The 23,650-nt window shown below is 67.0% G+C and carries 22 protein-coding genes; 17 read left to right on the top strand and 5 right to left on the bottom strand.

The features are described from left to right. Positions 1 to 70 precede the first annotated feature (70 nt). From C0R46_RS11870 to C0R46_RS11820, 11 genes are all read left to right on the top strand, one after another. Positions 71 to 805, top strand: a complete 735-nt coding sequence (locus C0R46_RS11870) for a TerC family protein (RefSeq protein ID WP_102959856.1) — start codon at positions 71 to 73, stop codon at positions 803 to 805. A gap of 148 nt (positions 806 to 953) precedes the next feature. Further along, entirely contained in the window at positions 954 to 1,832 is an 879-nt protein-coding gene (locus C0R46_RS11865) for a LysR family transcriptional regulator (RefSeq protein ID WP_102959855.1), read from the top strand. Positions 1,833 to 1,948: 116 nt separating this feature from the next. Further along, entirely contained in the window at positions 1,949 to 2,425 is a 477-nt protein-coding gene (locus C0R46_RS11860; protein ID WP_102959854.1) for a formate dehydrogenase subunit gamma, read from the top strand. Next, positions 2,422 to 3,975: a formate dehydrogenase beta subunit gene (locus tag C0R46_RS11855; RefSeq protein ID WP_102959853.1), complete on the top strand. Its 1,554-nt coding sequence runs from the start codon at positions 2,422 to 2,424 to the stop codon at positions 3,973 to 3,975. Before C0R46_RS11860 ends, C0R46_RS11855 begins: the two co-directional genes overlap by 4 nt. Positions 3,976 to 4,075: 100 nt before the next feature. After that, positions 4,076 to 6,922 (top strand): formate dehydrogenase subunit alpha, encoded by a 2,847-nt coding sequence (gene fdhF / locus C0R46_RS11850; protein WP_102959852.1) that lies wholly within the window; start codon positions 4,076 to 4,078, stop codon positions 6,920 to 6,922. A 7-nt stretch (positions 6,923 to 6,929) separates the two neighbouring features. Continuing rightward, positions 6,930 to 7,811 (top strand): formate dehydrogenase accessory sulfurtransferase FdhD, encoded by an 882-nt coding sequence (gene fdhD, locus C0R46_RS11845; protein ID WP_102959851.1) that lies wholly within the window; start codon positions 6,930 to 6,932, stop codon positions 7,809 to 7,811. Next, a complete protein-coding gene (locus tag C0R46_RS11840; protein ID WP_102959850.1) occupies positions 7,801 to 8,019 on the top strand; it encodes a formate dehydrogenase subunit delta in 219 nt (72 codons plus the stop codon). The genes fdhD and C0R46_RS11840 overlap by 11 nt, the downstream gene beginning before the upstream one ends. A 120-nt stretch (positions 8,020 to 8,139) precedes the next feature. Next, positions 8,140 to 9,084: a glycoside hydrolase family 75 protein gene (locus C0R46_RS11835; RefSeq protein WP_102959849.1), complete on the top strand. Its 945-nt coding sequence runs from the start codon at positions 8,140 to 8,142 to the stop codon at positions 9,082 to 9,084. A gap of 99 nt (positions 9,085 to 9,183) precedes the next feature. Then, positions 9,184 to 9,678 carry a MaoC family dehydratase gene (locus C0R46_RS11830; RefSeq protein WP_102959848.1) on the top strand — a complete coding sequence of 165 codons (495 nt, stop codon included), beginning with the start codon at positions 9,184 to 9,186 and terminating at the stop codon, positions 9,676 to 9,678. Between the two features lie 133 nt (positions 9,679 to 9,811). Continuing rightward, positions 9,812 to 10,507: a phosphoglycolate phosphatase gene (gene gph / locus C0R46_RS11825; protein ID WP_102959847.1), complete on the top strand. Its 696-nt coding sequence runs from the start codon at positions 9,812 to 9,814 to the stop codon at positions 10,505 to 10,507. Positions 10,508 to 10,515: 8 nt separating this feature from the next. Continuing rightward, entirely contained in the window at positions 10,516 to 11,217 is a 702-nt protein-coding gene (locus C0R46_RS11820) for an HAD-IA family hydrolase (protein ID WP_198598312.1), read from the top strand. Between the two features lie 24 nt (positions 11,218 to 11,241). Here the strand turns inward: C0R46_RS11820 and C0R46_RS11815 are convergent, their stop codons facing one another. Then, positions 11,242 to 13,095: an adenylate/guanylate cyclase domain-containing protein gene (locus tag C0R46_RS11815; RefSeq protein WP_102959845.1), complete on the bottom strand. Its 1,854-nt coding sequence runs from the start codon at positions 13,093 to 13,095 to the stop codon at positions 11,242 to 11,244. Between the two features lie 63 nt (positions 13,096 to 13,158). Further along, on the bottom strand, positions 13,159 to 16,785 hold the full coding sequence (locus tag C0R46_RS11810) for a FecR domain-containing protein (RefSeq protein WP_102959844.1): 3,627 nt from the start codon (positions 16,783 to 16,785) through the stop codon (positions 13,159 to 13,161). 193 nt (positions 16,786 to 16,978) lie between these two features. Between C0R46_RS11810 and C0R46_RS11805 the strand changes: the two genes are divergently transcribed. After that, positions 16,979 to 17,461, top strand: coding sequence for a Pycsar system effector family protein (locus tag C0R46_RS11805; RefSeq protein ID WP_102959843.1), 483 nt, complete (start codon positions 16,979 to 16,981; stop codon positions 17,459 to 17,461). Between the two features lie 96 nt (positions 17,462 to 17,557). Continuing rightward, positions 17,558 to 17,827: a DUF2188 domain-containing protein gene (locus C0R46_RS11800; protein ID WP_425349883.1), complete on the top strand. Its 270-nt coding sequence runs from the start codon at positions 17,558 to 17,560 to the stop codon at positions 17,825 to 17,827. A 75-nt stretch (positions 17,828 to 17,902) separates the two neighbouring features. Here C0R46_RS11800 and C0R46_RS11795 read toward each other — a convergent pair whose 3' ends face one another. Then, positions 17,903 to 18,676 carry an exodeoxyribonuclease III gene (locus tag C0R46_RS11795; RefSeq protein ID WP_102959841.1) on the bottom strand — a complete coding sequence of 258 codons (774 nt, stop codon included), beginning with the start codon at positions 18,674 to 18,676 and terminating at the stop codon, positions 17,903 to 17,905. A gap of 211 nt (positions 18,677 to 18,887) precedes the next feature. Here C0R46_RS11795 and C0R46_RS11790 point away from each other — a divergent pair, with 211 nt between their 5' ends. From C0R46_RS11790 to C0R46_RS11775, 4 genes are all read left to right on the top strand, one after another. Next, positions 18,888 to 19,796 (top strand): DMT family transporter, encoded by a 909-nt coding sequence (locus C0R46_RS11790; protein WP_102959840.1) that lies wholly within the window; start codon positions 18,888 to 18,890, stop codon positions 19,794 to 19,796. Between the two features lie 89 nt (positions 19,797 to 19,885). Further along, positions 19,886 to 20,893 (top strand): glycosyltransferase family 2 protein, encoded by a 1,008-nt coding sequence (locus C0R46_RS11785; RefSeq protein WP_102959839.1) that lies wholly within the window; start codon positions 19,886 to 19,888, stop codon positions 20,891 to 20,893. Continuing rightward, a complete protein-coding gene (locus C0R46_RS11780; RefSeq protein WP_102959838.1) occupies positions 20,890 to 21,702 on the top strand; it encodes a glycosyltransferase family A protein in 813 nt (270 codons plus the stop codon). The genes C0R46_RS11785 and C0R46_RS11780 overlap by 4 nt, the downstream gene beginning before the upstream one ends. 128 nt (positions 21,703 to 21,830) lie before the next feature. Next, positions 21,831 to 22,361, top strand: a complete 531-nt coding sequence (locus tag C0R46_RS11775; RefSeq protein ID WP_102959837.1) for a gamma carbonic anhydrase family protein — start codon at positions 21,831 to 21,833, stop codon at positions 22,359 to 22,361. A gap of 134 nt (positions 22,362 to 22,495) precedes the next feature. Here the strand turns inward: C0R46_RS11775 and C0R46_RS11770 are convergent, their stop codons facing one another. Continuing rightward, positions 22,496 to 22,900: a gamma-glutamylcyclotransferase family protein gene (locus tag C0R46_RS11770; protein WP_102959836.1), complete on the bottom strand. Its 405-nt coding sequence runs from the start codon at positions 22,898 to 22,900 to the stop codon at positions 22,496 to 22,498. Between the two features lie 260 nt (positions 22,901 to 23,160). After that, positions 23,161 to 23,622, bottom strand: coding sequence for a hypothetical protein (locus tag C0R46_RS11765; protein ID WP_102959835.1), 462 nt, complete (start codon positions 23,620 to 23,622; stop codon positions 23,161 to 23,163). Positions 23,623 to 23,650: the final 28 nt, after the last annotated feature.

Below are 23,650 nucleotides of genomic sequence, written 5' to 3'. Positions count from 1 at the left end.
GCATCGGCCCGGATCGTGGACGTGCGGACAGGCCAGCGTTCCAAGACCCATCCCGAACGCAAGAGCTCCCATGTTCGAACTTCTCAGCATCGAAGGATGGCTGGCCCTCGGCCAGATCATCATGATCGACATCGTCCTGGCCGGCGACAATGCGATCGTCATCGGCCTTGCGGTCGCGGGCCTGCCGAAAGAGCAGCGCACCAAGGCGATCTTCTGGGGCATTGCGGCGGCAACGGTGCTGCGCATCCTCTTCACCGTGGTCGCGACGCAGCTCCTCGGCATTTTCGGTCTGCTGCTCGCCGGCGGCATCCTGCTCCTCTGGGTCTGCTGGAAGATGTGGCGCGAGCTGCGCGAGGGCGGGCATGACGACGATGAGGCCGAAGCGGCCGCCGCAAATGCCGCAAAGGGTCCGCGCAAGACCTTCCGGCAGGCCGCGACGCAGATCATCATCGCCGATGTCTCCATGTCGCTCGACAACGTGCTGGCAGTCGCCGGCGCCGCGGAGGGGCATCACTGGACGCTGCTCGCCTTCGGTCTGCTGCTGTCGATCGCGCTGATGGCATTCGCCGCGAGCCTCATCGCCCGCCTGCTGAACCGCTTCCGCTGGATCGCCTATATCGGTCTGGCCATCATCCTCTTCGTGGCGCTGGAGATGGTGGCCAAGGGTGCCGTCGAGGTCTATCCGCCGCTCGGCGCCTATCTGCCGGTCGAGGTCCACACCGTGTCTGAGCCGCACGAGCCGGTCAGCGGGACCACGACGCCGCCGCTCGAGCAGGTGCCGGCGACGCCTTCGACGAACCCCTGAAGTCGCAGCGGCGCGTTCGAGCGGGGCGGCACAGCTCCGCTCGATCTTGCCGACATCAGGCAAGCCTCGTGCGCGACCTTATGCGCTGGCGCTTCCACAAGGCCGCCCGGGCCTGCTCTACTACCGTGGAGGATGCCGGGAGGCGGCCATGATCGACAAGCTCGACTACTTCATCGCGCTGGCGGCCGAGCGCCATTTCGGGCGGGCCGCCGAGCGGCTCGGCATCACCCAGCCGACCTTGTCGGCCGGGCTGCGCCAGCTGGAGGCGCAGCTCGGCGTCACCCTCGTTAATCGCGGCTCCCGCTTCCAGGGGATCACTGCCGAGGGTGAGCGGGTGCTCGTCTGGGCGCGCCGCATCAGCGGCGACGTGCGCGCCATGCGCGACGATATCAGCGGCCTCGACGGCCTGCGCGGCCATCTCACCATCGCCGTCATCCCGACCGCGCTGGCGATCGTCGCCAAGCTGACGACGCCCTTCCTCGACCGCCACCCCGACGTGACGTTCGAGATCCTGTCGAGGACCTCGGCCGAGATCGTCGCCGGCCTCGAAGACTTCGAATTCGACCTCGGCATCACCTATCTCGACGAGCGGCTGCAGCGCGCCGAAGGGCGCCTCCTCTACTCGGAGCGCTATTGCCTCGTCACGGCGAACACGGCTGATGGCGAAGGACGGGAGCGCATCAGCTGGGCCGAGGCCGCGAAGCTGCGGCTATGCCTGCTGACAGGCGCCATGCAGAACCGGCGCATCCTCGACCGCCACTTGCGCGAAGCCGGCGGGCCGTTCCGCACGGCGATGGAATCAAACTCGATGATTGCGCTGATGGCCCATGTGCGCACAGGGCGCTTCGCCACCATCATGCCGCTGCGCTCGGCGGAGATCCTCGGCCTTGGCGACAGCGTCCGCACGGTGCCGATCGTCGATCCCGACGTCAGCTACGATGTCGCACTCGCACGCAGCCAACGATCGCCGCACATACCGTTGGTTGAACGTTTCTGGGCCGAGTCTGCCGAGGTGGCATTCGACTGACCACCGATTGATAGATCGCCTCTATTGAAGCATGGCCTGTTGCCCATTGATTTCTGAACGAAAACGGCGCCAGACTTTCTGGAAGCATTCCAAATGCGTCTGGGGAGGCAGCATCTTTGAGCTACAGAGCGGCGTTCGACGCCGAAGAAGCGGCCGAGATCATCAGCGAGCTGAAGCATCTCGAAGGTCCGCTGCTGCCGATCTTGAATGAATTCCAGACCCGCTTCGGCTTTGTCGGCGAAGAAGCCGTGCGTCTGGTCTCGGCGGCGCTCAACCTGTCGCGCGCGGAAGTCTACGGCGTCGTTTCCTTCTACCATGACTACCATAAGGAGCCGCGCGGCCGGCATGTGTTGAAGGTCTGCCGTGCCGAGGCCTGCCAGTCCCGTGGCGGCGACGCGGTGGCCGATGCCGCCGAGCGGGCGCTCGGCATCCGCTTCGGCGAGACGACCCCTGACGGACAGGTGACGCTGGAGGCGGTCTACTGCCTTGGCCTCTGCGCCGTCGGCCCGAATGCCATGGTGGATCACCAGCGTGTCGTTGCGCGGCTGACGCCGGAGAAGGTCGACGCGCTGGCGACGGAGGTGCGGCTGTGACGCGCGTCTTCGTGCCGCTCGATTCCTTTGCCGTTGCCTGCGGCGCCGACGAGATCGCCGAGACGATCGCCCAGTACGCGTCGCATGGCGGGCTCGACGTTACGATCGTGCGCAACGGCTCGCGTGGAATGGCCTGGCTGGAGCCGATGCTCGAGGTCGAGACGGCAGAGGGTCGCATCGCCTATGGGCCCATCGATCCGGACGAGGTGGACGGGCTGCTTGCGGCCGGGTTCCTCGACGGCGCCCACCATGCAAAGCGCCTCGGCCGACCCGAGGAGATCCCCTTCCTCGCCAATCAGACGCGCCTGACCTTCAAGCGCTGCGGCATCGTCGATCCCCTGTCGCTTGAGGACTACGAAGCCGAGGGCGGCCTTGTCGGCCTGCGCCGGGCGATCGCCGTCGGCGCTGCGGCGACGGTGACGGAGGTCATCGAGTCCGGCCTGCGCGGCCGCGGCGGGGCGGGCTTTCCGACAGGTCTGAAGTGGAAGACCGTTGCCGACACGCCGGGAGCGCAGAAATACATCGTCTGCAATGCCGACGAGGGCGACAGCGGCACCTTCGCCGACCGCATGATCATGGAGGGCGATCCCTTCTGCGTCATCGAGGGCATGGCCATCGCCGGCCTCGCGACCGGTGCCACCAAGGGCTACATCTACACGCGCTCCGAATATCCGGCCGCAATCCGCATCACGCAGGCTGCGATTGAGATCGCCCGCAAGGCCGGTGTGCTTGGACCTGACGTGCTCGCTTCGGGGCGCGCCTTCGAGCTGGAACTGCGCGTCGGCGCCGGCGCCTATGTCTGCGGCGAGGAGACGGCGCTGCTCGACAGCCTGGAAGGCAAGCGCGGCCAGGTGCGCGCCAAGCCGCCGTTGCCGGCGCACAAAGGCCTGTTCGGGAGGCCGACCGTCATCAACAACGTCATCTCCATCGCCTCGGTGCCGGAGATCATCGCCCGGGGCGCGGCCTTCTACCGCGACTTCGGCATGGGCCGCTCGCGCGGTACGATCCCGATCCAGATCGCCGGCAATGTCCGCTTCGGCGGCCTCTACGAGACGGCCTTCGGCCTGACGCTCGGCGAGATCGTCGAGACGATCGGCGGCGGCACGGAAAGCGGCCGGCCCGTCAAAGCGGTGCAGGTGGGCGGACCACTCGGGGCCTACTTCCCGCGCTCGCTCTTCGACACACCCTTCGACTACGAAGCCTTCGCAGCGCGCGACGGCCTCATCGGCCATGCCGGCCTCGTCGTCTTCGACGACACGGTCGACATGCTGAAGCAGGCGAACTTCGCCTTCGAGTTCTGCGCCATCGAATCCTGTGGCAAGTGCACGCCCTGCCGCATTGGCGCGGTGCGCGGCCTGGAGACGACGCAGAAGATCATCCGAGGCGAGAGCCCCGCCGAGAACCTCGCCCTCGTCGAGGACCTCTGCAACACGATGAAGTTCGGCTCGCTCTGCGCGCTCGGCGGCTTCACGCCCTATCCCGTGATGAGCGCGATTACGCATTTCCCCGAGGACTTCCACGGGGAGCCGCTGCGCGAGGCGGCGGAATAAACAGCAGGCATCCGACATCCGGCTCCTGGCCGGACGCTCGACAACAAGGCCGAACGGCCATGGCAGGCGGACGCGCCAGCCACACGTGAGGAGGACGACGATGTCTCTCATCCATGAAACCGACTATGGCACGCCCCGCTCGAAGTCCGAGAAGGAGGTGACGCTCACCATCGACGGCTTCGAGGTGAGCGTGCCCGAAGGCACCTCGATCATGCGGGCGGCGATGGATGCTGGCATCCAGGTGCCGAAGCTCTGTGCCACCGACATGCTGGATAGTTTCGGCTCCTGCCGCGTCTGCGTCGTCGAGATCGAGGGCCGCAACGGCACGCCAGCCTCCTGCACGACGCCCGTCGCCGCGGGCATGAAGGTCTCGACGCAGACCGAGCGGCTGAAGAAGATCCGCAAAGGCGTGATGGAGCTCTACATCTCCGATCACCCGCTGGACTGCCTGACCTGTGCGGCCAATGGCGACTGCGAGCTGCAGGACGTCGCCGGCGCGGTCGGCCTGCGCGAGGTGCGTTACGGCTATGAGGGCCGCAACCATCTCGGCAAGCCGAAGGACCAGTCGAACCCTTACTTCCAGTTCGATCCCTCGAAGTGCATCGTCTGCTCGCGCTGCGTGCGCGCCTGCAACGAGGTGCAGGGCACCTTCGCGCTGACGATCGCCGGCCGCGGCTTCGATGCCATCGTGTCGGCTGGCCTGGAGACGGACAACTTCCTGTCCTCTGAATGCGTGTCCTGCGGCGCCTGCGTACAGGCCTGCCCGACGGCGACGCTGGAGGAGAAGTCGGTCATCGCGATCGGCACGCCGGAGCATTCCGTCGTCACCACCTGCGCCTATTGCGGCGTCGGCTGCTCCTTCAAGGCCGAGATGCGCGGCGAGGAGCTGGTGCGCATGGTGCCCTACAAGGACGGCAAGGCGAACCGCGGCCATTCCTGCGTCAAGGGCCGCTTCGCGCTGGGCTACGCCACGCACAAGGACCGCATCCTCAAGCCGATGATCCGCGAGACCTACAAGGATCCCTGGCAGGAGGTCTCCTGGGAGGACGCGCTCGCCTTCTCCGCGGCGAAGATCAAGTCGATCCAGGAGCGCTACGGCCGCGAGGCGATGGGCGCGATCTCGTCTTCCCGCTGCACCAACGAAGAGGTTTATCTCGTCCAGAAGCTGGTGCGCGCCGGTTTCGGCAACAACAACATCGACACCTGCGCCCGCGTCTGCCACTCGCCGACGGGCTACGGGCTGAAGACCACCTTCGGCACCTCCGCGGGCACGCAGGACTTCGACTCGGTCGAGGATTCCGACGTCATCCTCGTCATCGGCGCCAACCCGACCGATGGCCACCCGGTGTTCGGCTCGCGCATGAAGAAGCGCCTGCGCGAGGGCGCCAAGCTCATCGTCATCGATCCGCGCCGCATCGATCTCGTGCGCACGCCGCACGTCGAGGCCGAGTACCACCTGCCGCTGAAGCCGGGCACCAACGTCGCGATGCTGACGGCGCTCGCCCATGTCATCGTCACCGAAGGCCTGATGAACGAGACCTTCATCCGCGAGCGCTGCGACTGGGACGAGTTCCAGGACTGGGCGGCCTTCGTCGCGCAGGAGGAGCGCTCCCCCGAGGCCGTGGCCGAGATCACCGGTGTGCCCGCCGAGCTGGTCCGCAAGGCGGCGCGGCTCTACGCCACCGGCGGCAATGCGGCAATCTACTACGGTCTCGGCGTCACCGAGCACAGCCAGGGCTCGACCTCGGTCATCGCCATCGCCAACCTCGCTATGGTCACCGGCAATATCGGCCGGCGCGGCGTCGGCGTGAACCCGCTGCGCGGCCAGAACAACGTGCAGGGCTCCTGCGACATGGGCTCGTTCCCGCACGAGCTGCCGGGCTACCGCCACATCTCCGACGACGCGACGCGATCGATCTACGAGGATCTCTGGGGCGTCACCATCAGCTCCGAGCCCGGCCTGCGCATCCCCAACATGTTCGACGCGGCGATGGAGGGCACCTTCAAGGGCCTCTACTGCCAGGGCGAGGACATCCTGCAGTCCGATCCGGACACCAAGCATGTCTCGGCGGGCCTGGCATCTCTGGAGCTCCTGATCGTCCACGATCTCTTCCTCAACGAGACCGCCAACTACGCCAACGTCTTCCTGCCGGGCTCGACCTTCCTGGAGAAGAACGGCACCTTCACCAATGCCGAGCGGCGCATCAACCGCGTGCGCAAGGTGATGAGCCCGCGCAACGGCTACGAGGACTGGCAGGTCACGCAGATGCTGGCCCAGGCGATCGGTCTGGACATGAACTACAGCGGCCCATCCGCCATCATGGACGAGATCGCCGCGACGACGCCGTCCTTCGCCGGCGTCAACTACGCCATGCTGGACGAGAAGGGCTCGGTGCAGTGGCCCTGCAACGAGGCGCATCCGGACGGCTCGCCGATCATGCACACGGCAGGCTTCGTGCGCGGCAAGGGCAAGTTCGTCGTCACCGAATACGTCGCCACCGACGAACGCACAGGACCGCGCTTCCCGCTGCTTCTCACCACCGGCCGCATCCTCAGCCAGTACAATGTCGGCGCGCAGACGCGGCGCACCGACAATGTCGTCTGGCACGCCGAGGACGTCCTGGAGATCCACCCGCACGACGCCGAGCAGCGCGGCATCCGGCCGGGCGACTGGGTGCGGCTCGACAGCCGCTCCGGCTCGACATCGCTGAAGGCCAAGGTGACCGATCGCGTCGCGCCGGGCGTCGTCTATACGACCTTCCACCACCCGACGACGCAGGCCAACGTCATCACCACCGACTATTCCGACTGGGCCACCAACTGCCCGGAATACAAGGTGACGGCGGTGCAGATCTCGCCCTCCAACGGTCCGACCGACTGGCAGGAAGGCTATCGCGAGCTGTCGAACGAGAGCCGCCGCATCATGCCCGCGGAAGCCGCGGAGTAGGCGCGAGGTGGCCGGGGCGCCGGACGACACGGCCGGGCGCGTTTCCCGCATCGCCTTCGCCGGCGGCGCCTTTGCCGCCGGCTGGCGCCATGTGCCGGAAGAAACAGCCGTCGCCATCTCGGTCAACGGCTCGTCGCACGCGGTGATGATGGCAACGCCCGCCGATCTCGCCGATCTGGCGCTGGGCCTTGCCCTCAACGAGGGGATCGTCGCGCGGCCGGAGGAGATCGAGCGGCTGGAGATCGCCACGAGCGAGGCCGGCGTCGACTGCCGGCTGTGGCTGAATGCCGAGCGCTCCGGCCAGTATGTGGCCCGTCGCCGGCAGATGACCGGGCCGGTCGGTTGCGGTCTGTGCGGTGTCGAATCGCTGGAGCTCGCCAAGCGCGCGCTGCCACGCGTCGGGGCCCCGCTGCGAATCGCACCGCAGGACATCGTCGAGGCCATGGAGGCGATGGGCCGCGAGCAGGCGCTCAGCCATCTGACGCGCGCGGTTCATGCCGCCGCCTTTCACGCGCCGGGGCAGGGGCTCGCCGTAGCGCGCGAGGATGTCGGCCGTCACAATGCGCTGGACAAGGTCACGGGCTTCCTCGCGAGCAACGCGATCGATCCGGCGGGCGGCTTCCTCACGATCACGAGCCGCGTTTCGGTGGAGCTGATCCAGAAGGCCGCAATGATGGGCTGCAGCCTGATCGCCGCGGTCTCGGTGCCGACGGCACTGGCGATCCGCGAAGCGGACACGGCCGGCATCACCCTCGTCGCCGTGGTGCGCGGCGCCGAATTCGAGATCTTCACCCATCCCCAGCGGATCGAAGGCGCAGCGGACGCTGCCGCCGCTATCGATGCCGCCGCCGAACCGAGCGCCGTGGAGGGCGCATCGCATGCAGCGTGACAAGCTGATCTACATGGCGAACCAGATCGCCACCTTCTTCCAGTCCGCGCCCCAGGCCGGCCGCGCCGCCGGTGTCGCCGACCACATCAACAGCTTCTGGGAGCCGCGCATGCGCTCGCAGCTCTTCGAGCGCATCGACTCAGGCAACACGGACGGCATCCACAAGCTCGTCCTCGAAGCCGCGCCGAGCATTCGCCGCCCGGCCTGAGCGCTTCTTGCAGCCATCGGCAAAGACGGCGGTCTCTGGTCAAGGTTGTAGAAGGCTGACATAGTTCGTGCGGATGCGGCCCCGGACGGCCCGCGGAGCTGCCGCGGGTGGAGCTTCGTCATGCGCGCTGCCGCCGCCTTTCGTCTTCGCACCCTTCTTGCCGCCGCCGCGATCTTCGCCAGCCTGAGCGGATGCAACACGGCCGGGCACTCGTCTGCCGACATGGCGGGAATGGAGAGGAGCGGAGAAGGAGGTGTGCCGCCGGAACGAGGCGCGCCGGCATCGACCGCTGCCCCCGCCTACCAGCCGCCGGCTGCCTCGCGAACCGCGCTGGCCGGCATACGTTTCGAGGCGGCCACGCCCGTCGACCCGGACTATGAGCGGCAGTTCACGCTCTACGATACGCAGGACATATTCCGTGGCGAGACGATGACCGGCTATCGGCGCTGCAGCAACGATCCCAACCGGCTGGAGTCGCTGCTGCGCCTGCCCTCCGGCGCCATCCTGTTCGAGAGCAAGATGGCACTCGACGTCGACGGGGGGTACCGCCCCTGCGCCGGGAGCGGCGGCGCGACCAATCTCTGTCCCACGACCTTCGTCTACCCCGCAGCGAAAGCGTGGAGCGAAGCAAAGCGGAAAAGCCGCTGGCCGGAGGCCTATGTGACCTCCGACCTGGTGCCCTATGTCGTCCTTCCCATTGCCGCGGGGAGCTATGCCGCCGAGGGGCGCGAGTTCACCCGTCGCACCGGCGTCAGGATCGGTGACGTTGGCGTCATCGTCTACAAGGACAAGGTGGTGCCCGTGCTCGTCGCCGATGGCGGCCCGCACAACAAAATCGGCGAAGGCTCCCTCGCCGCCTTCGATGGCATCGGCGTCAGCCGCTGCGCCAGGCGTCTCGCCTCCGACCCCCGCTTCTGCGAGCGCGAGAAGAACTACAGCCTCGAAGGCGCCGTCGTGACGGTGCTGTTCCCGGGCTCTGCCATCGACGGATTGACGCCGGACACGGTGAATGCCGCCGTCCGGGCAAAGGCACTGGCGCTGTTCGCAGCCGCCAAGCGCAGCTGAGCATTACCCTGACATCGTTTTGCTTCCGCGACCCCGCGGCCTATAGAGCAGCTCCAGCCGGCCGCTGCGCCGGCCCGCCTGAGCTGCCGGAGCCATTTCATGACGACCGAGGAAGATGCGATCCGCCAGAAGCTGATCCCGATCGAGGATTACCGCGCGCATCTGAACGCCGACGAGCTCGTCTCCGGCTGGCTCCTCGTCGATCAGCGGATGATCGACACCTTTGCCGATGCCACGCACGACCACCAGTTCATCCATGTCGATCCCGAGCGCGCGAAAGCCGAGACGCCCTTCGGCGGCACCATCGCGCACGGCTTCCTGACGCTGTCGCTTCTCTCCGCGCTGGCCTTCGATGCGCTGCCGGGCGTTGCGGGAACGCGGATGGGCATCAACTACGGCTTCGACAAGGTTCGCTTCCTCGCGCCGGTGAAGTCCGGCGCCCGCGTGCGCGGCCGCTTCAAGCTGGTCGGGCTGACCGAGCGCGCCGTGTCGGTTCAGTCGGCCTGGGAAGCCACGATCGAGATCGAGAACGCCGCCAAGCCGGCGCTGGTCGCCGAGTGGACGACGCTCGCCGTCATCGACCCGCCGGAGTGATGTCGCGCCTTTTCCCAAGAGGGCGGCAGCCGAGACGACGCGTGCCCTGTCGACGGCGCGCCGCCTGCCCTGTAGTCTCCACCCGTCGGCGAGGGCACCGCCGGCTAAAGCTTTGGCGGAGCCGCCCGACCCCATGTCCTCTGCACTTCGGCCTCAGGCCGTTCTCTTCGACCTCGACGGCACGCTGATCGATTCCGCGCCCGACATCCACGAATCGCTCAACGAGACCTTGGCGAGCTACGGCGAGCCACCCTTCTCGCTGGATGAGGTGATCGGGATGATCGGCCGTGGCGTGCCGGTGCTCATCGAGCGAGCCTATGCAGCCCTCGACAAGCCGCTAGATCCCGCGACACGCGACAAGATCGTCGAGCGCTTCCTCAAGATCTACAATCCGCGCGCGGCGAAGCTCACGACGCTGAACGCCGGCGTCAGCGATGCGACGCGCCTGCTCTGCGAGGCCGGCATCCGGATCGGCGTCGTCACCAACAAGCCGGGCGCTGAGACAGCGGAGATCCTCACCCACTTTGGCCTGGCCGATCTGATGGCCATCGTGGTCGGCGGCGATGCCGGACCGCCGAAGAAGCCGGAGCCGGGGCTGCTGCTGCTCGCCTGCGAGAGGCTTGGCCTGTCGCCGGCGGATGTGCTCTTCGTCGGTGACAGCGAGAACGACGTGCTGGCGGCCCGTGCGGCTGGCATCACCAGCGTCGTCGTGCGCGGCGGGTATACATCGATCGCCGCCGAGGACCTCGGCGCGACCCATGTCATCGACCGGCTCGACCACCTTCTGACGCTGATCGGCGCTGCGGACGACGAGCGAGCGGCCGAGTAGTGCCAGGGATGAACGCCTTCATCTTCGACGTCGACGGGACGCTGGCGGAGACGGAGGAGCTGCACCGCACCGCCTTCAACCAGGCCTTCGCCGAGGCTGGCCTCGGCTGGAACTGGGACGAGGCGCTCTATGGCGAGCTCCTGAAGGTCTCCGGCGGCAAGGAGCGTCTCCACCGCTACATCGAGACGCTCGGGCCCGACGCGCCCGAGCTGCCGCTGCCGGCCGCCGAACTGGTGCCGAAGCTGCATGCCCGCAAGACCGTGTTCTATGGCGAGGGCGTCACCGGCGGCGCCCTGAAGCTGCGGCCGGGCATCGCCAATCTCGTCGCCGAGGCGAAGCGCCGCGGTGTCCGCCTGGCCATCGCCACGACGACGACGCGCGAAAATGTCGATGCGCTGCTCACGGCGACGCTTGGCACCATCGCCGACTTCGAGGTCTTCGCCTGCGGCGACATGGCGAAGGCGAAGAAGCCCGCGCCGGACATCTACCATCTGGCGCTTCGGGAACTGGACCTGCCAGCGGCAGCGTGCCTGGCCTTCGAGGATTCCGAGAACGGCCTGCGCGCCGCAAAGGCCGCCGGGTTGCGCTGCGTCGTCACACCAGCGCTCTACACGCGGGGCGAGGATTTCTCCGCCGCAGACCTCGTGGCCGATGATTTGACCTCGTTCGAGCCGATCTTCGCACTTCTGGGCGAGCGCCGCTCGGCCTGACGCGCCAGTGGTATGCTGATTATCTCAGCCGGGCGAGCCGAGGTTCGCCGTCCTTGCGGCGGCGGCCGCCGGGCTGGACGGCGTCTGCGCAGCCAGGCGGAAGATCGGCGTCTCGCCGACGCGGCCGCGCACCGCAATGCGGTCGAGCTCGACGACGGGCACGGTGCCCGCCACCCGCCGTGCGGTCTCCTCGCCGAGTACGATCGACACGCCATAGGTCTTCGACAGGCCTTCGAGGCGTGAGGCGAGGTTCACCGCGTCGCCGATCGCCGTGTAGTCGAAGCGGAAATCGGACCCCATGTTGCCGACGGCGCATTCGCCCGTATTGATGCCGACGCCGACGGCGAGCTTCGGCATGTCCGGCCCATTCTCGGCCTGGAGCTCGGCATTCAGCGTCTCGATCGCTTTCAGCATTTCGATCCCGGCGCTCAGCGCATGCGGTGCATGGTCGGGATCATCCAGCGGCGCGTTCCAGAAGGCCATGACGCAGTCGCCCATATATTTGTCGATGGTGCCGCCATGGGCGAGGATGATCGCCGACATCGGGTTGAGAAGGCGGTTGATCAGGGCCGTCAGCTTCTGCGGATCGTCCTTCATCGTCTCGGCGATGGTGGTGAAGCCGCGCACATCCGAAAAGAGGATCGTGAGCTCGCGCCGTTCGCCGCCGAGCTTCAGCGCCCCGGCATCGGCGACCAGCCGCTCGACCATGGCGGGCGCGAGATATTGCGAGAAGGCGCGCGTGACGGTGCGCCGCATCCGCCGCTCCTGACGGAAATCGAAGGCCGCGACCGGCAGCGTGATCCCGGCGATCGCGAGTGCCGGCGCCGTCGGCGGCAGCCACAGATTGCCCTCGTAGAGGAGCAGGATGGCCGCAGCGGCGAGGAGGACGAGGAGCAGCGCCGCGCCGGCACCCGTATAGAGATCGGAGGGTCGCAGCGCGGCGAGCGCGGCGAGCAGGCCGGTGACGAACAGAATGCCGAGCGCTGGCATCTTGCCGAGTGTGCGGACGGTGAGGCCTCGCGCCAGATTGTCGGCAATGGTGGCGTGGATCTCCGCGCCCGGCAGCAGCTGCTTGCTGCGCACCGTGAAGGGCGTCGCGAAGATGTCCTGCCCGCCGGCGGATGCCATGGCCGTCTGCACGCTGAGGCCGACGATGATGATCTTGCCGCGGAAGGTCTGCGGCGGCAGGAAGCGGTCCGGTTCGAGCGCCTGATAGTAGGAGACCGTCGGAAAGCTGCGGGCGGGTCCGTAGGCGCGCAGCATCGCGCCCTCGGCAGGGGGCGAGGCCGCAATGCCGGCGACCGCCAGCGCCTGCCGCGCGAATCCGTCGGGGTAGAGCGGCAGGTGGCGCACGACGCCATCGGGATCGAGCGCCACCGAGGCGACGCCGCTCTGCCCGCCGCCGGCGAGCAGGAAGGCCGCCGGCTCAGTGCGCACCAGCTGGCGCATCTGCGGCGTTTCAATCAGGCTCTCGTCGGCCGCCAGCACGGTGTCGGGGCCGACGGCCGCGGCGAGCGCGGCGTCCGCCTTGAAGTTCGCGGACGGCTCGGCAAAGACGATGTCGAGCGCGATCGCCTTCGCTCCGGCCGCCCGCAGCGACTGGATCAGCCTGGCATGCAGGTCCCGCGGCCAAGGCCACTGCGCACCGATTTCGGAAAAGGACGGCTCGTCGATCGCCACGATGACGATGTCCGACGGCCGCTCCGGCGTGGCGACGGCCGGTGGCGCGGCCGTGGAGATGAGATCGTAGAGCCGCGCGTCCACCAGTGCAAAGGCGCCGAGCCTGCTCATCATGAGAAGGCCGGCAATGACGCAGACGGCGAGCAGCGTCACGGACGCGAGACGCTTCAGCGGCCGCGGTGAGGGCTCCTGCCTCATGCGCGCCTGACCGTCAGCCGCGCCGATGGCATGGCGCTCCTGCTGCCCGGTCTCCCGCGCCGCTCAGAACCGCACCGCCAGCCGGGCGACGGCCGTTCGCCCGTTGCCTTCATTCCCCTCCGACAGCTCCGATTCCGCGTCGAAGATGTTGTAGACGGCAAGGTCGGTCTTCAGCCGGCGGTTCATGCTCTCCCAGGACAGGGTCGCCGATGTCGTCCAGAAGTCGTCGAGCAGCGAGAAGGGCTCCGATCCCGGACGCGAGCCGACATAATCCTCAGCGACAGTCAGCTGGACGCGGGACGGGTGCGTATAGGTGAAGCCGAAGCGCCCGATCGTATCCGGCACGAATGGGAGATCGTCGCCTTCCCGGGCGCCGCTGTCGACACTGGTTTCGGTGAGGGCAAGCGTCCCGAACAGCGCAACGCCATGGCCGAGCCACGCATTTGCCGTGAGCGTCAGCCGGTCGATCGTCGCGTCCTCCGCCTCGAAGGCCTGCAGCGTCGTCGGGATGGTGACGGAGAAGTTATTGACCGCCTGATGCTGGTATTCGACCGAGGTGAAGAAGGCCCGCGACCATTCCGCATCCCAGCGGGCGATCAGCGAGTCGGTGTAGCCGTCGTCGCCCAGTGGCACGAGGTTGGAGTTCAGCCTGAGGACGCCGATCGGCGCGAGGCTCTGCTCGCCGGCGAAGCTGGACTCACGGATGAACCCGGCCCGCAGCCACTGGCCCTCCAGCGGCTGCCAGCCGATGGCGGCGCGCGGCTCCAGTCGGCTCTCCGCATCACCGGCAAGGCCAGCAGCGAAGAGGCCGACTTCCGCCTGGATGTCCGGCGTGATCTCCGCAAGCGCATCGACATAGAGGCGGCCGAAGGCGCCCTCGTCATCTGCCTCCAGAACGTCCTCGACGGGGGGCGCGCCGGGGATGGTCAGCCGGTCCGTGATCTCTGCGTCGGTGGTTGAGTAGCCGAACTCGCTGCCATAGCGCAGCACCAGCGACTCGATGCCGATCGAACCTGTATCGACGCCGAGCGTCTGCGACAGCCCGCCCGTCACTGTCTCCTGATACTGCTCGATGTCGCGTTCGAGCAGAAAGGCAGGAATGTCGAGGACATCGAATGCATCCGTCTGCTCGCGCCGCGTGGCGAAGACGGCGGCGTTGAGGACGTTCTGGTAGCCAAAGCTGTGGCTCCAGCCGAGGCCGGCGCTGTAGGCCTCGATGTCGCGCGTGTCGCCGGCGCGCTCCTCGACCTCGCGCACGCCGAGCCCGCCTGCCGAGGTGGCGAAGGCACCGAAGCCGACGATCCGGTCATAGGGCGTCGGATGGAAGCCGAGGAAGGCCGTACCGGATGTCGCCTCCCGGTCCTGGTCGGAGAAGGACGGCGAGGCGTGATCGTAGGTGATGTTGGCGTAGAGCGCCGTCGGCAGACCGTCCAGCTTGAGGAACTGGTACTCGCCGCCGCCGGAGAAACCGGTGTCGCCGTCCGCCGAGACGACGCCGCCGCTGACTTCGGCTTCGCTCAGCGGCGCACGGATCAGGTTCGGGCGCTGCTTGGAGGCGGGGATGGCGAGCGGGTCCAGCAGCAGGCCCTGGAACAGCGCCGAGAAGGACGACGGGTTCGCCACCGTGTCGATCCCTTCATTGGTGTAGTCGGTGTCGATGCTGAGGATGTTGCTGCCACCGGACAGCGACTGGTCGATGTAGCTGCCCGCCAAGAACGGGTCGTAGACGATGTCGCCATAGTAGCGCGCCCAGCTTGGCAGGCCGGCGAAGCGGAAGGCGTCGCCGACCGTCGAGCCGCTTTCACGCGTGGCATTGACCGAAGCGTAGTCGCCGCCGCGCGCTTGCGTCCGCTCGACGGAATCAAGCGCGTAGCGGATGGCGTCGTCGGCCCGATATTCGTCGATAGCGATGAGGGCGCGGTACTGCGCGACGGCGGGGTCGTTGCGGTCGAGACGGTCGGCATTGTCGATCGCCTGGGCCGAGAGCTCCCGTTCTCCCTGCGTCGCGTACACGCTGGAAAGCAGAAGCAGACCCTGCGACACGGTCGGGTCGGCTGTTGTCGCGCGCAGCAACCCGTCTGCCGCGGCGTCCAGCTCTCCGGACTGGAAGCGCAGACGCCCGATGATAAGCTGCGTCATGTAGAAGGACGGATCGAGCGCCACCGCCTTGTCGACCTGCGCCTTAGCGGCATCGACCTGATCCTGATCGAGCAGGAAGATCGCATAGTTGACGTAGCCGATCGGGTCTTTCGGCGCGAGTTCGATGGACCGCAGGAAGGCCTGCTCGGCCTCGCGGTTCGCGCCGCGTTCCGACTGCAGCAGGCCGAGATCGTTCCAGTAGGATGATGTGCCGGGCGAAGCGGCGATGGCCCGGTTGAGGTCGGCGAGCGCGCCGTCGAGATCGCTGCTCACGCGGGCGCGGTAATCGGCCCGCACCGCAAACAATGACTCCTCCTCGGGATCGAGGGCAAAGCCGCGGTCGATGGCCGCCTTGGCCTCGTCGAAGCGGCCGAGCAGCATCGCCGCCTCGGCGATCGTCGCCTGGAACTCCGGGTCGTCCTGATGCCGCGGCGCCTCGGCCTGGATAAGGGCGTAAGCCTTCTGCGGTCCTTCCAGCAGCGCGGCGACGATGACTCTGCCAATCAGGCCGGCTTCGCCGCCAACCACCGGCGGCGATTCTGAGCGCGAAGGATCGGCGAGGGCCCGGCTGAAATAGGCTTGGTAAAGCGCCAGGCCGCGGCGCTCGCCGCTGAGGTGCGGCAGCGCCCTGGCGTAGAGGCGCGAGGCCTCGTCGTAGCGCTGGTCGGCCGCTGCGATCGACGCCTCGATCGCGACGAGCCGCGCCTCCTGCGCCGCCGTCAACCGAAGCGCACGCGCCTCCGCGATGGCGGCCTCTGCGGCGGCCAAACCCTGTGTGCTGAACACGATTTCCGCCGCCGTTACCCGGTCCTCGGCAGAGCGCCGTTCCAGCGGCGTGCGGGCCAGCCGCGCCTCTTCGGCGCGCAGCTCGCGGCCGCTGAGGGGCGAGGCCGGCAGATTTCCAAAGGCGTTGCGCAGCGAGATGTTGATCAGCATCTGCTCGCGCGTGTCGCTGTTGACGACGATCACCTTGCTCGGCGCCTGGCCGAGCGTTGCCGTCGCCGCCTCGCCCTCGCGAACGGTGACGGAGCCCTGCGGATTGAAGAACTCGACCGTGCCTTCGAGCACGGACAGCGATGTCGTGTCGCCGTTGACGGTCAGCGCCCAGTCCGTGCCGCGGATCGCAGCCGTCGCCGCCGGTGTCGCCACGCTGACGCCGGTGCCGCCGCGCGCAGCTCTGGCGAACAGGCTGCCGGCCTTCAGCTCCAGCTCGGTATCGCCGCCACCGCCGGTTTTCTTCACGACCAGTGTCGAATTGCGGGCGATGCGCACCTGCGTCCGGTCGGAGAAGAGGATGGCGAGCGCACCGGTTGCATTGGTGCGCAAGACGTCCCCGGAGACGACATCCTGCAGCACCTGGACGTTCTGCCAGATCGGGTTCTCGATGAACTCGATCTCTTCCCCAAAGAGGGTCGAGACCACCGACCCCTCGGCCGGCGTCGAGCGCGAGACCGGCTGCGCCTCCGCCAATCCACAGATGAACAAGCTCGTGCAGAAGACAGCCGAGATCAGGCTGCGGCTCGGCTTGAGCGGCATGATGATGGTCGACATCGACGAAAGGTTCCCCAACCCCGTTCCTTGCGTGTCGGGTATTGATCCGTCTGTCAACAGTCTGTCATGAGGCTGCGCTGCGCATCCTGAAAGTGTTGCCTGGCCGCAATCCTTGCGCCAAAGATCGCAGCTGCAGAGCTTCCGCGTAACGGCGAGCCGATTCGAAGCTTAAGAGATTGAAAGAACAGGATCGATGGACGATCGCTACCTGCAATACCTCGAAGCGGCCAACCGCACGTTCGTCGATCAGATCAAGTCCGCCGACCAGAAGGCCGCTTACGTGCTGACGGTCGTCCTGGCACTGCTCGTCTCATCCGCCGATGCGCGCGATGCCTTCCGCTGGACGGCCTATTCCGAGCGTCCGCTGCATCTGGCGCTGATCGGAGCGGCCCTGTCGGCGTCCGTGATGGTCGCCTTCATTGCGGCCTTGTCGGTGACGTTGCCGCGTATCCGGCCGGGTCGCAGCGTCCTCTATTGGGGCGCATGGCCGGCCGCGGGCGACCGTCTTATCGAGGCAAGGGACGGCGATCGCACCGACTTCATCTTCGACGAATATTACCAGAGCACCCGCGTTCTCGCCGGCATCTGCCTGTCGAAGTTCCGGACGCTGCGGCTTGCCTTCCTCAGCCTTCTGGCAGCCGCGGCCTCCTACGGTCTGCTCCTCGTCTTCGCCTGACAATAGCCGGAAGGCCGGGATGTGAGATCGATCCGTTAGGCGGCGGAACAGCTTGCGCCGAAGGTCGTTTTCCGGTCGCAAACGGAGGTGACGACATTGAAGATTCATTACGAGGTGGTCGAGCACGACGGTGGATGGGCCTACAAGGTCGGCGACGTCTTTTCCGAGACCTTCCCGACCCATGATGCGGCGCATGCCGCGGCCAAGGACGCCTCGATGCGGCAGAACCTCGAAGGCGATACCGAGGGGATTCTCTATCAGGACGCCGACGGCAAATGGCACGGTGAAGTCGCCTCCGGGCGCGACCGGCCGGAGACCGACGTCGTCGACGAGGACGAGGGCGTCGCGGAGACGAAGCTGCCGTGAGATGAGGCGAGGGCGTTCCGCCGGGCGTCGCGACGCCGGCCGAGGTCGCAATGCCGTGCCTGCGGGTCATCGGCCCTAATCGAGGCTGATCCAGGCCGGTGCGTGGTCGCTGGCGCCTTCGCGCCCGCGCACGTCCCGGTCGACTCCGCCACCAGTCAGACGATCGGCGGTGCTGCGGCTCAGCAGCAGATGGTCGAGCCTGAGTCCGGCATTGCGGCCCCAGCGCCCGCGCTTGTAGTCCCAGAACGTATAGAGATCGTCGGTCTCCGGGTGGAGCCTGCGCAGCGCGTCCGTCCAGCCCTGGCTCAGAAGCCTTGCAAAGGCGGCGCGGCTCTCCGGCTGCAGCAGCGCATCATCGTCCCAGCTTTTCGTCGGGTAGATGTCGCGCTCCGTCGGCACGACATTGTAGTCGCCGGCGAGCACCACCGGCAGGTCGGCGGCGAAGAGCTCGCCCGCATGGGCGATCAGGCGCTCGAACCAGGCGAGCTTGTAATCGAACTTGGGTCCGGGCTGTGGATTGCCGTTCGGCAGGTAGATCGAAGCGATCAAAACGCCGTTCACCGCCGCCTCGATGTAGCGGCTTTGCCCGTCGTCGGGATCGCCTGGCAGCTCGTCGCGCGTCAGCACCGGCTCCGCGCCCCGAGCGAGGATCGCAACGCCGTTCCAGGTCTTCTGCCCGCGCCACACGGCGCCGTATCCGGCTGCCTCGATCGCCGCGCGCGGAAAGCGCGACTGTTCGGCCTTCAGCTCCTGCAGGCACACTGCATCGGGCTTGGCCTCTTCCAGCCACTCAAGGAGGTTCGGCAGCCGGCGGTTGACATTGTTGATGTTGAAGGTCGCGATCTTCATGGGCGCTCCGGATACTCAAGGAGGGCTGCGGCGTCGCGCGTGGCGGCCGTTCGAAGACGGGAGTCGATGAGGAAAGGTTCCGGCTAGGCCTGCCGAAGGTCATGCAGCTTGGATGTCAGCAGGCGGTGGCGCCGCGTTTGACAAGCCGACCCGGCGGGTGTCTTGCCGGTGCGGCTGGTCAGCGGCACAGGTGAATCGGGGCATGCGAGCAATGGCGGAGGCAGCGGCGTCCCGGTCGGACACGATGACGGGGATCGGCCTCAGCGCCGCCGGCTATGCGCTCTTCGCGCTGCAGGACGTCATCATAAAGCTGCTCGTCGTCGACTATGCCGTCGCCGAAATCCTGTTTGCCCGCAGCATCGTCGTCGTGCTCCTGGCCCTGGCCTTTGCCCGCGGCAAAGGTGCGCGACAACTCGTGGAGAGCCGCAACAAGCGGGCATTGCTGGTCCGCGCCGTGTTGATCCTGCTGGCGTGGCTCTCCTTCTACTCCGCGGCGCGCGAGATGGAGCTTGGGCAGCTGACGACGCTCTATTTCGCGGCGCCGGTGATCGTGGTCGTCATGGCCGCCATGGTGTTGAAGGAAACGGTTGGACCGCTGCGCTGGGCGGTCGTGCTCGCGGGCTTCATCGGCGTTCTCATTGCGGTCGATCCGTCTGGCGCCATGAAGCTCGTCCCGACGATCTCCGCGCTCTTCGCCGCCTGCTGCTGGGCGCTCAGCGTTATCCTGGTGCGGCTGATCAGCCGGACGGAGACGACAACCAACCAAATGATCGTCTCCAACGGCTTCTTTGCGCTCGCCTGCGGCCTGATGCTGCCCTTCCTCTGGCGGACACCGGACGGGGTTGGTTTGGCGCTGATGCTCGTCCTCGGCGTCATCGGCGGCGTCGGTCAGCTTCTCTTGTACGAAGGGTTTCGCTTCGCGCCCGCGTCCGTTGTCGCGCCTGTGGAATATACCGGCCTTGTCTGGGCCTTTTCCTACGGCTACCTCATCTGGTCGGAGGTGCCGGCGACGCATGTGGTGCTTGGTGCCGCGATCATCGTCATCAGCAGCCTCTGCCTGATCTGGCACGAGCGACGTGCGGCCCCGCCGCGGGCTGTTGAGGATGCGAGGTCGGACTGACCTCGACAGGCGTTGAGCTTCGAAGCGCGTACGGGTTGACGCGTCGGCCGCGCGCACGATGTGAGTGCGCCGGCCGCTCCGGAGACGACATGCCACTGACTTCGACAGGCACCATGCCGCCGCGCGATCCGCGGCGCATCCTTCTGGCCGCGACCATGCGCAACGAAGGACCCTTCATCCTCGAATGGGTCGCCTATCACCGCTCGATCGGCTTCACCGACATCGTCATCAGCAGCAATGACTGCATCGACGCCTCGCCGGCTCTGCTCGACAGGCTGCAGGCGCTCGGCCTCGTTACCCACCTCTCCAGCAGTTTCGCACCGGGCGAGAAGCCGCAGCTAGCGGCCTACGCACGGCTCGAGCAGCTGCCGGTCGTCGCAGCAAGCGACTGGGCGATGGTGCTCGACGCCGACGAGTTCCTGAATATCCACGTTGGCTCTGGCCGTGTCACCGACCTCATCGACGCGGTGCCGGAGGCGACGGGCATTCTCGTCAACTGGCGCATCTTCGGCGCCTCCGGTCATGAGACCTTCGAGCCGGGGCTGGTGACGGAACGCTTTACCCGTGCCGCACCGCAGGGCCATGGCGTCAACCTGTCGTTCAAGACGCTGTTCCGCAACATCGACGCTTATGCCTGCAAGCTGATGCCGCACCAGCCGCGCTATCCGGCCGCGGAGCGTCTCGGCGCCATGCACTATGTCGATGGCGCGGGCCGGACCTTGCCCGCTTACTTCTTCGACGAATCGCGCGACAGCTTCCTCCAGTCGGAGCCCGGTGCGGTGTCCTTCGCGCTGGCGCAGGTGAACCACTACAACACCCGGTCGGCAGAGGATTACCGCGTCAAGCATCATCGCGGCGGCGGCCTCAACATCGATTGGGTGCGGGAGGACAGCTGGGCGGTCTTCAACCGCAACGAGGAAGAGGATCGCAGCATCGCTGGGAAGCTTCCGGGCATGAAGGCGATCCTTGAGGAACTTTTCGCCGACGACGAACTGCGCTCGCTTCATGAGGTTTGCTGCCGCCGCTACCGCGAACATATTGCAGTGCTGGTGCAGGACGGAGCCGCGTCGGCGGCAGCCGAGCGGCAGCCGGCATGACCCAGGACCGCACGCCCTTCACCTTCGGCATCCCGCTCATCGCGCGGGAGGCGACGCGAAACTGGCCGCTGGTGGAGGCGCTGCTTGGCCTCACGCTCCGCTCCGTCGCGGCGCAGACCGACGCCGACTATCGCGTCGTCATCGCCGGGCACGATGCGCCGTCCTGTGTCGATGACGACCCGCGGATCACCTTCCTGCCCGCCGACTGGAAGGCCGAGCCGGTACGCGCCGACAATCTCGACGCCGGTCGCAAGAAGCACGCGATCAACGCGCATGTGGCCGCTGAAGGCGGCGGCTTCCTGATGTTCCTCGATGCCGACGACTGGATCGACACGCGCCTCGTTGCCACCTGCCGCGCGGGGATCACGGCAGAGCATGTCGGCGGGATCGTCACCACCGGCTTTGCGGTCGATGCGCAGGGCCTGAAGGCTGCGCCCATCCCGCACCCCGCCATCTTCGATCAGGATTTCCACCGCATCTGCGGTTCGACCACGATCGCCCGCATCGAGCCGGGATCGGACGACCCGCTGCGCCGCGATCCGCACGCCATCCTGCACGAGCACTATCGCTGGATCGAGGTCGCTGCCGAGCATGGCGGGCAGGTGGCGCGGCTGGATCTGTTGGGCGCCTATTTAGTCAACACATCGCAGAATCACTCCGAGACACATGGCCCCTTCGCCGACTGGCGCCGCAGCTTCACCGCCGCCGTCAGCCATGAGGGCGAGCCTGTCGACGATGCGTTTGCGGCTCGGTTCGGCCTGACGCGCGACGCCATCGCCGCCGTTGTGGAGACGGTCGGTCGGGGCTGAGCCATCGCGGCGGCGCCTGAACTGTCATAGCCGCGTCGCGTTGACGCCGCCGGGTGGTGACGGGAAGATGCGTGCGCCGCATCACGTGCCTGCCGGATGCCGGAGCAAAGAACGGGAGGGGAGAGGGGATGACGATCTACCAGCTGAACGGCATCGCGCCGACGCTTGCGGATGATTCGTGCTGGATCGCGCCGAGCGCCGCCGTCATCGGTCAGGTCACGCTGGGGGCGGAGGTCGGCATATGGTTCGGGGCGGTGCTGCGCGGTGACAACGAGCCGATCACCATCGGTGCGCGGACCAATGTCCAGGAGCTCGTGATGATCCACACCGATCCGGGCCTTCCGGCAACGATCGGAGAGGGCTGCACGATCGGGCACAGCGCGATCATCCACGGCTGCACGATCGGCGACAACACGCTGATCGGCATGGGCGCGACGATCCTCAACGGGGCTCGCATCGGGCGCAACTGCCTGATCGGCGCCGGTGCGCTGGTCACCGAGGGCAAGGAGATCCCGGACAACAGCCTCGTCATTGGCGCGCCGGGCAAGGTGGCGCGCGAGCTGGACGAGGCGGCGATCGAGAAGCTGCGGCAGTCGGCGGCGAACTATGTCGCCAATGCCCGCCGGTTTGCCGCGGGGTTGCAGCCGGTCGCCGGCTGAGCCTGCGGGCACATACGGCTGAACCGCCACCCGCATCATGCGCGATGGTTTGCGTCGAAAACGCCACCGACGTGCGTCTCTCGCCAGTCGGCCTCACCAGCGGATTGATGGATCGAGCTGCGTTCGGACGCGCTCTAGTCCCGCTCCCAGGGCGGGATGAAGCGGCGATCCTGGTAGTCGTCGATCGGGCCGGCGTGAATGGGATCGAGCCAGTTTTCCGCCTTCATGAACCCGACGGCTTCGACGCGCCCCAGATCGCCCTCGACGAGGAGCGTGGAGCGGAAGCTGCCCGGTGAGCCGACTCCCTCCAAGGCGTCGAGCGTCGGCATGTCGGCCTCGTCGACATCATAGAGTTCGCCGTGCACGCGCAGGCCTTCGCCCGGCCGGTCGAGCATGACCGGCCCGTAGATGTCGCCGGCGATCAGCATCGGATAGGGCTCGACGGTCTGCGCGGTTCCGAGGAACCGGGCACCGGCTAGGCCTTGTTCATAGAAGGGAAATCCACGCTTCAGCGTGCCGTAGACGAAGACGTTTAGCATGGAGCCGTAAGGCCGTTGAACGCAAGGCCGTTCCACCGCTGACGGGAAGGTGAGGGAAGCCGTCGCGGCCCGGCTGCGATCATGCGCAGTTCAACCGGTCGATGATCATCAGGCGATGGGGAAGTGGTGCCGCTTGCGTGACTCGAACACGCGACCCCATCATTACGAATTTAACGACAACCGTCATTTCACAATGACTTAGCCGCTGGTCGCGTTCGTTGTCGCACGGCTCACCGCCCTCTGCGACGGATCATGACAGGCTACCGGCTGCGGCTCAAGCGCTCGCTCATATCGGCCCGCTGATCGCGCGGCAGCATCTCTAGCCGCTGCGTTAGGACCGCGACCCGGGTGTCGAGAGCGCCGACTGATGCCGAGATCTCCGAAAGCCCCTTGGACGTGCTCTCAGCGCTCCTGTCGAGCCGTTCGCTGATGGCGCGGAAGGAGGTATCGAGACGATCGTTGATCGCCTTCAGCGCCATTTCCGCGGCCGTGACGCGATAGGACAGCTGCGGCAGCTCCGCGATCTTGTTGCCAAGATCGGTGAACTTCGCATCGGTCTGCTGCGTCCGCGTCTTGCGGAACTCCTCCATCATATTGAGCCGCCCGTTCATTGACGTCCAGGACGCGGCGAGGCCAACGATCATCGTGCCGATCGACAGGAGGTTGCCGACGCTCAACTGTGTCTGGAACCAGCTCGGCCTGTTCATCGGATCGTCCGCCATGGAGGGTGCCTACTTCAACTGTCGAGGA

It is taken from the genome of Mangrovicella endophytica (assembly GCF_002893625.1).
In the GTDB taxonomy this organism is placed as follows: domain Bacteria; phylum Pseudomonadota; class Alphaproteobacteria; order Rhizobiales; family Rhizobiaceae; genus Mangrovicella; species Mangrovicella endophytica.
This window is presented reverse-complemented; position numbering and strand designations above follow the sequence as displayed.

Excerpts from the sequence above, each read along its gene's own strand:
- C0R46_RS11870 (WP_102959856.1), top strand. The coding sequence starts at position 71 with ATGTTCGAACTTCTCAGCATCGAAGGATGGCTGGCCCTCGGCCAGATC.
- C0R46_RS11865 (WP_102959855.1), top strand. The coding sequence starts at position 954 with ATGATCGACAAGCTCGACTACTTCATCGCGCTGGCGGCCGAGCGCCAT.
- fdhF (WP_102959852.1), top strand. The coding sequence starts at position 4,076 with ATGTCTCTCATCCATGAAACCGACTATGGCACGCCCCGCTCGAAGTCC.
- C0R46_RS11840 (WP_102959850.1), top strand. The coding sequence starts at position 7,801 with ATGCAGCGTGACAAGCTGATCTACATGGCGAACCAGATCGCCACCTTC.
- C0R46_RS11835 (WP_102959849.1), top strand. The coding sequence starts at position 8,140 with ATGCGCGCTGCCGCCGCCTTTCGTCTTCGCACCCTTCTTGCCGCCGCC.
- C0R46_RS11830 (WP_102959848.1), top strand. The coding sequence starts at position 9,184 with ATGACGACCGAGGAAGATGCGATCCGCCAGAAGCTGATCCCGATCGAG.
- gph (WP_102959847.1), top strand. The coding sequence starts at position 9,812 with ATGTCCTCTGCACTTCGGCCTCAGGCCGTTCTCTTCGACCTCGACGGC.
- C0R46_RS11820 (WP_198598312.1), top strand. The coding sequence starts at position 10,516 with ATGAACGCCTTCATCTTCGACGTCGACGGGACGCTGGCGGAGACGGAG.
- C0R46_RS11815 (WP_102959845.1), bottom strand. The coding sequence starts at position 13,095 with ATGAGGCAGGAGCCCTCACCGCGGCCGCTGAAGCGTCTCGCGTCCGTG.
- C0R46_RS11810 (WP_102959844.1), bottom strand. The coding sequence starts at position 16,785 with ATGTCGACCATCATCATGCCGCTCAAGCCGAGCCGCAGCCTGATCTCG.
- C0R46_RS11805 (WP_102959843.1), top strand. The coding sequence starts at position 16,979 with ATGGACGATCGCTACCTGCAATACCTCGAAGCGGCCAACCGCACGTTC.
- C0R46_RS11795 (WP_102959841.1), bottom strand. The coding sequence starts at position 18,676 with ATGAAGATCGCGACCTTCAACATCAACAATGTCAACCGCCGGCTGCCG.
- C0R46_RS11790 (WP_102959840.1), top strand. The coding sequence starts at position 18,888 with ATGGCGGAGGCAGCGGCGTCCCGGTCGGACACGATGACGGGGATCGGC.
- C0R46_RS11785 (WP_102959839.1), top strand. The coding sequence starts at position 19,886 with ATGCCACTGACTTCGACAGGCACCATGCCGCCGCGCGATCCGCGGCGC.
- C0R46_RS11780 (WP_102959838.1), top strand. The coding sequence starts at position 20,890 with ATGACCCAGGACCGCACGCCCTTCACCTTCGGCATCCCGCTCATCGCG.
- C0R46_RS11775 (WP_102959837.1), top strand. The coding sequence starts at position 21,831 with ATGACGATCTACCAGCTGAACGGCATCGCGCCGACGCTTGCGGATGAT.
- C0R46_RS11770 (WP_102959836.1), bottom strand. The coding sequence starts at position 22,900 with ATGCTAAACGTCTTCGTCTACGGCACGCTGAAGCGTGGATTTCCCTTC.
- C0R46_RS11765 (WP_102959835.1), bottom strand. The coding sequence starts at position 23,622 with ATGGCGGACGATCCGATGAACAGGCCGAGCTGGTTCCAGACACAGTTG.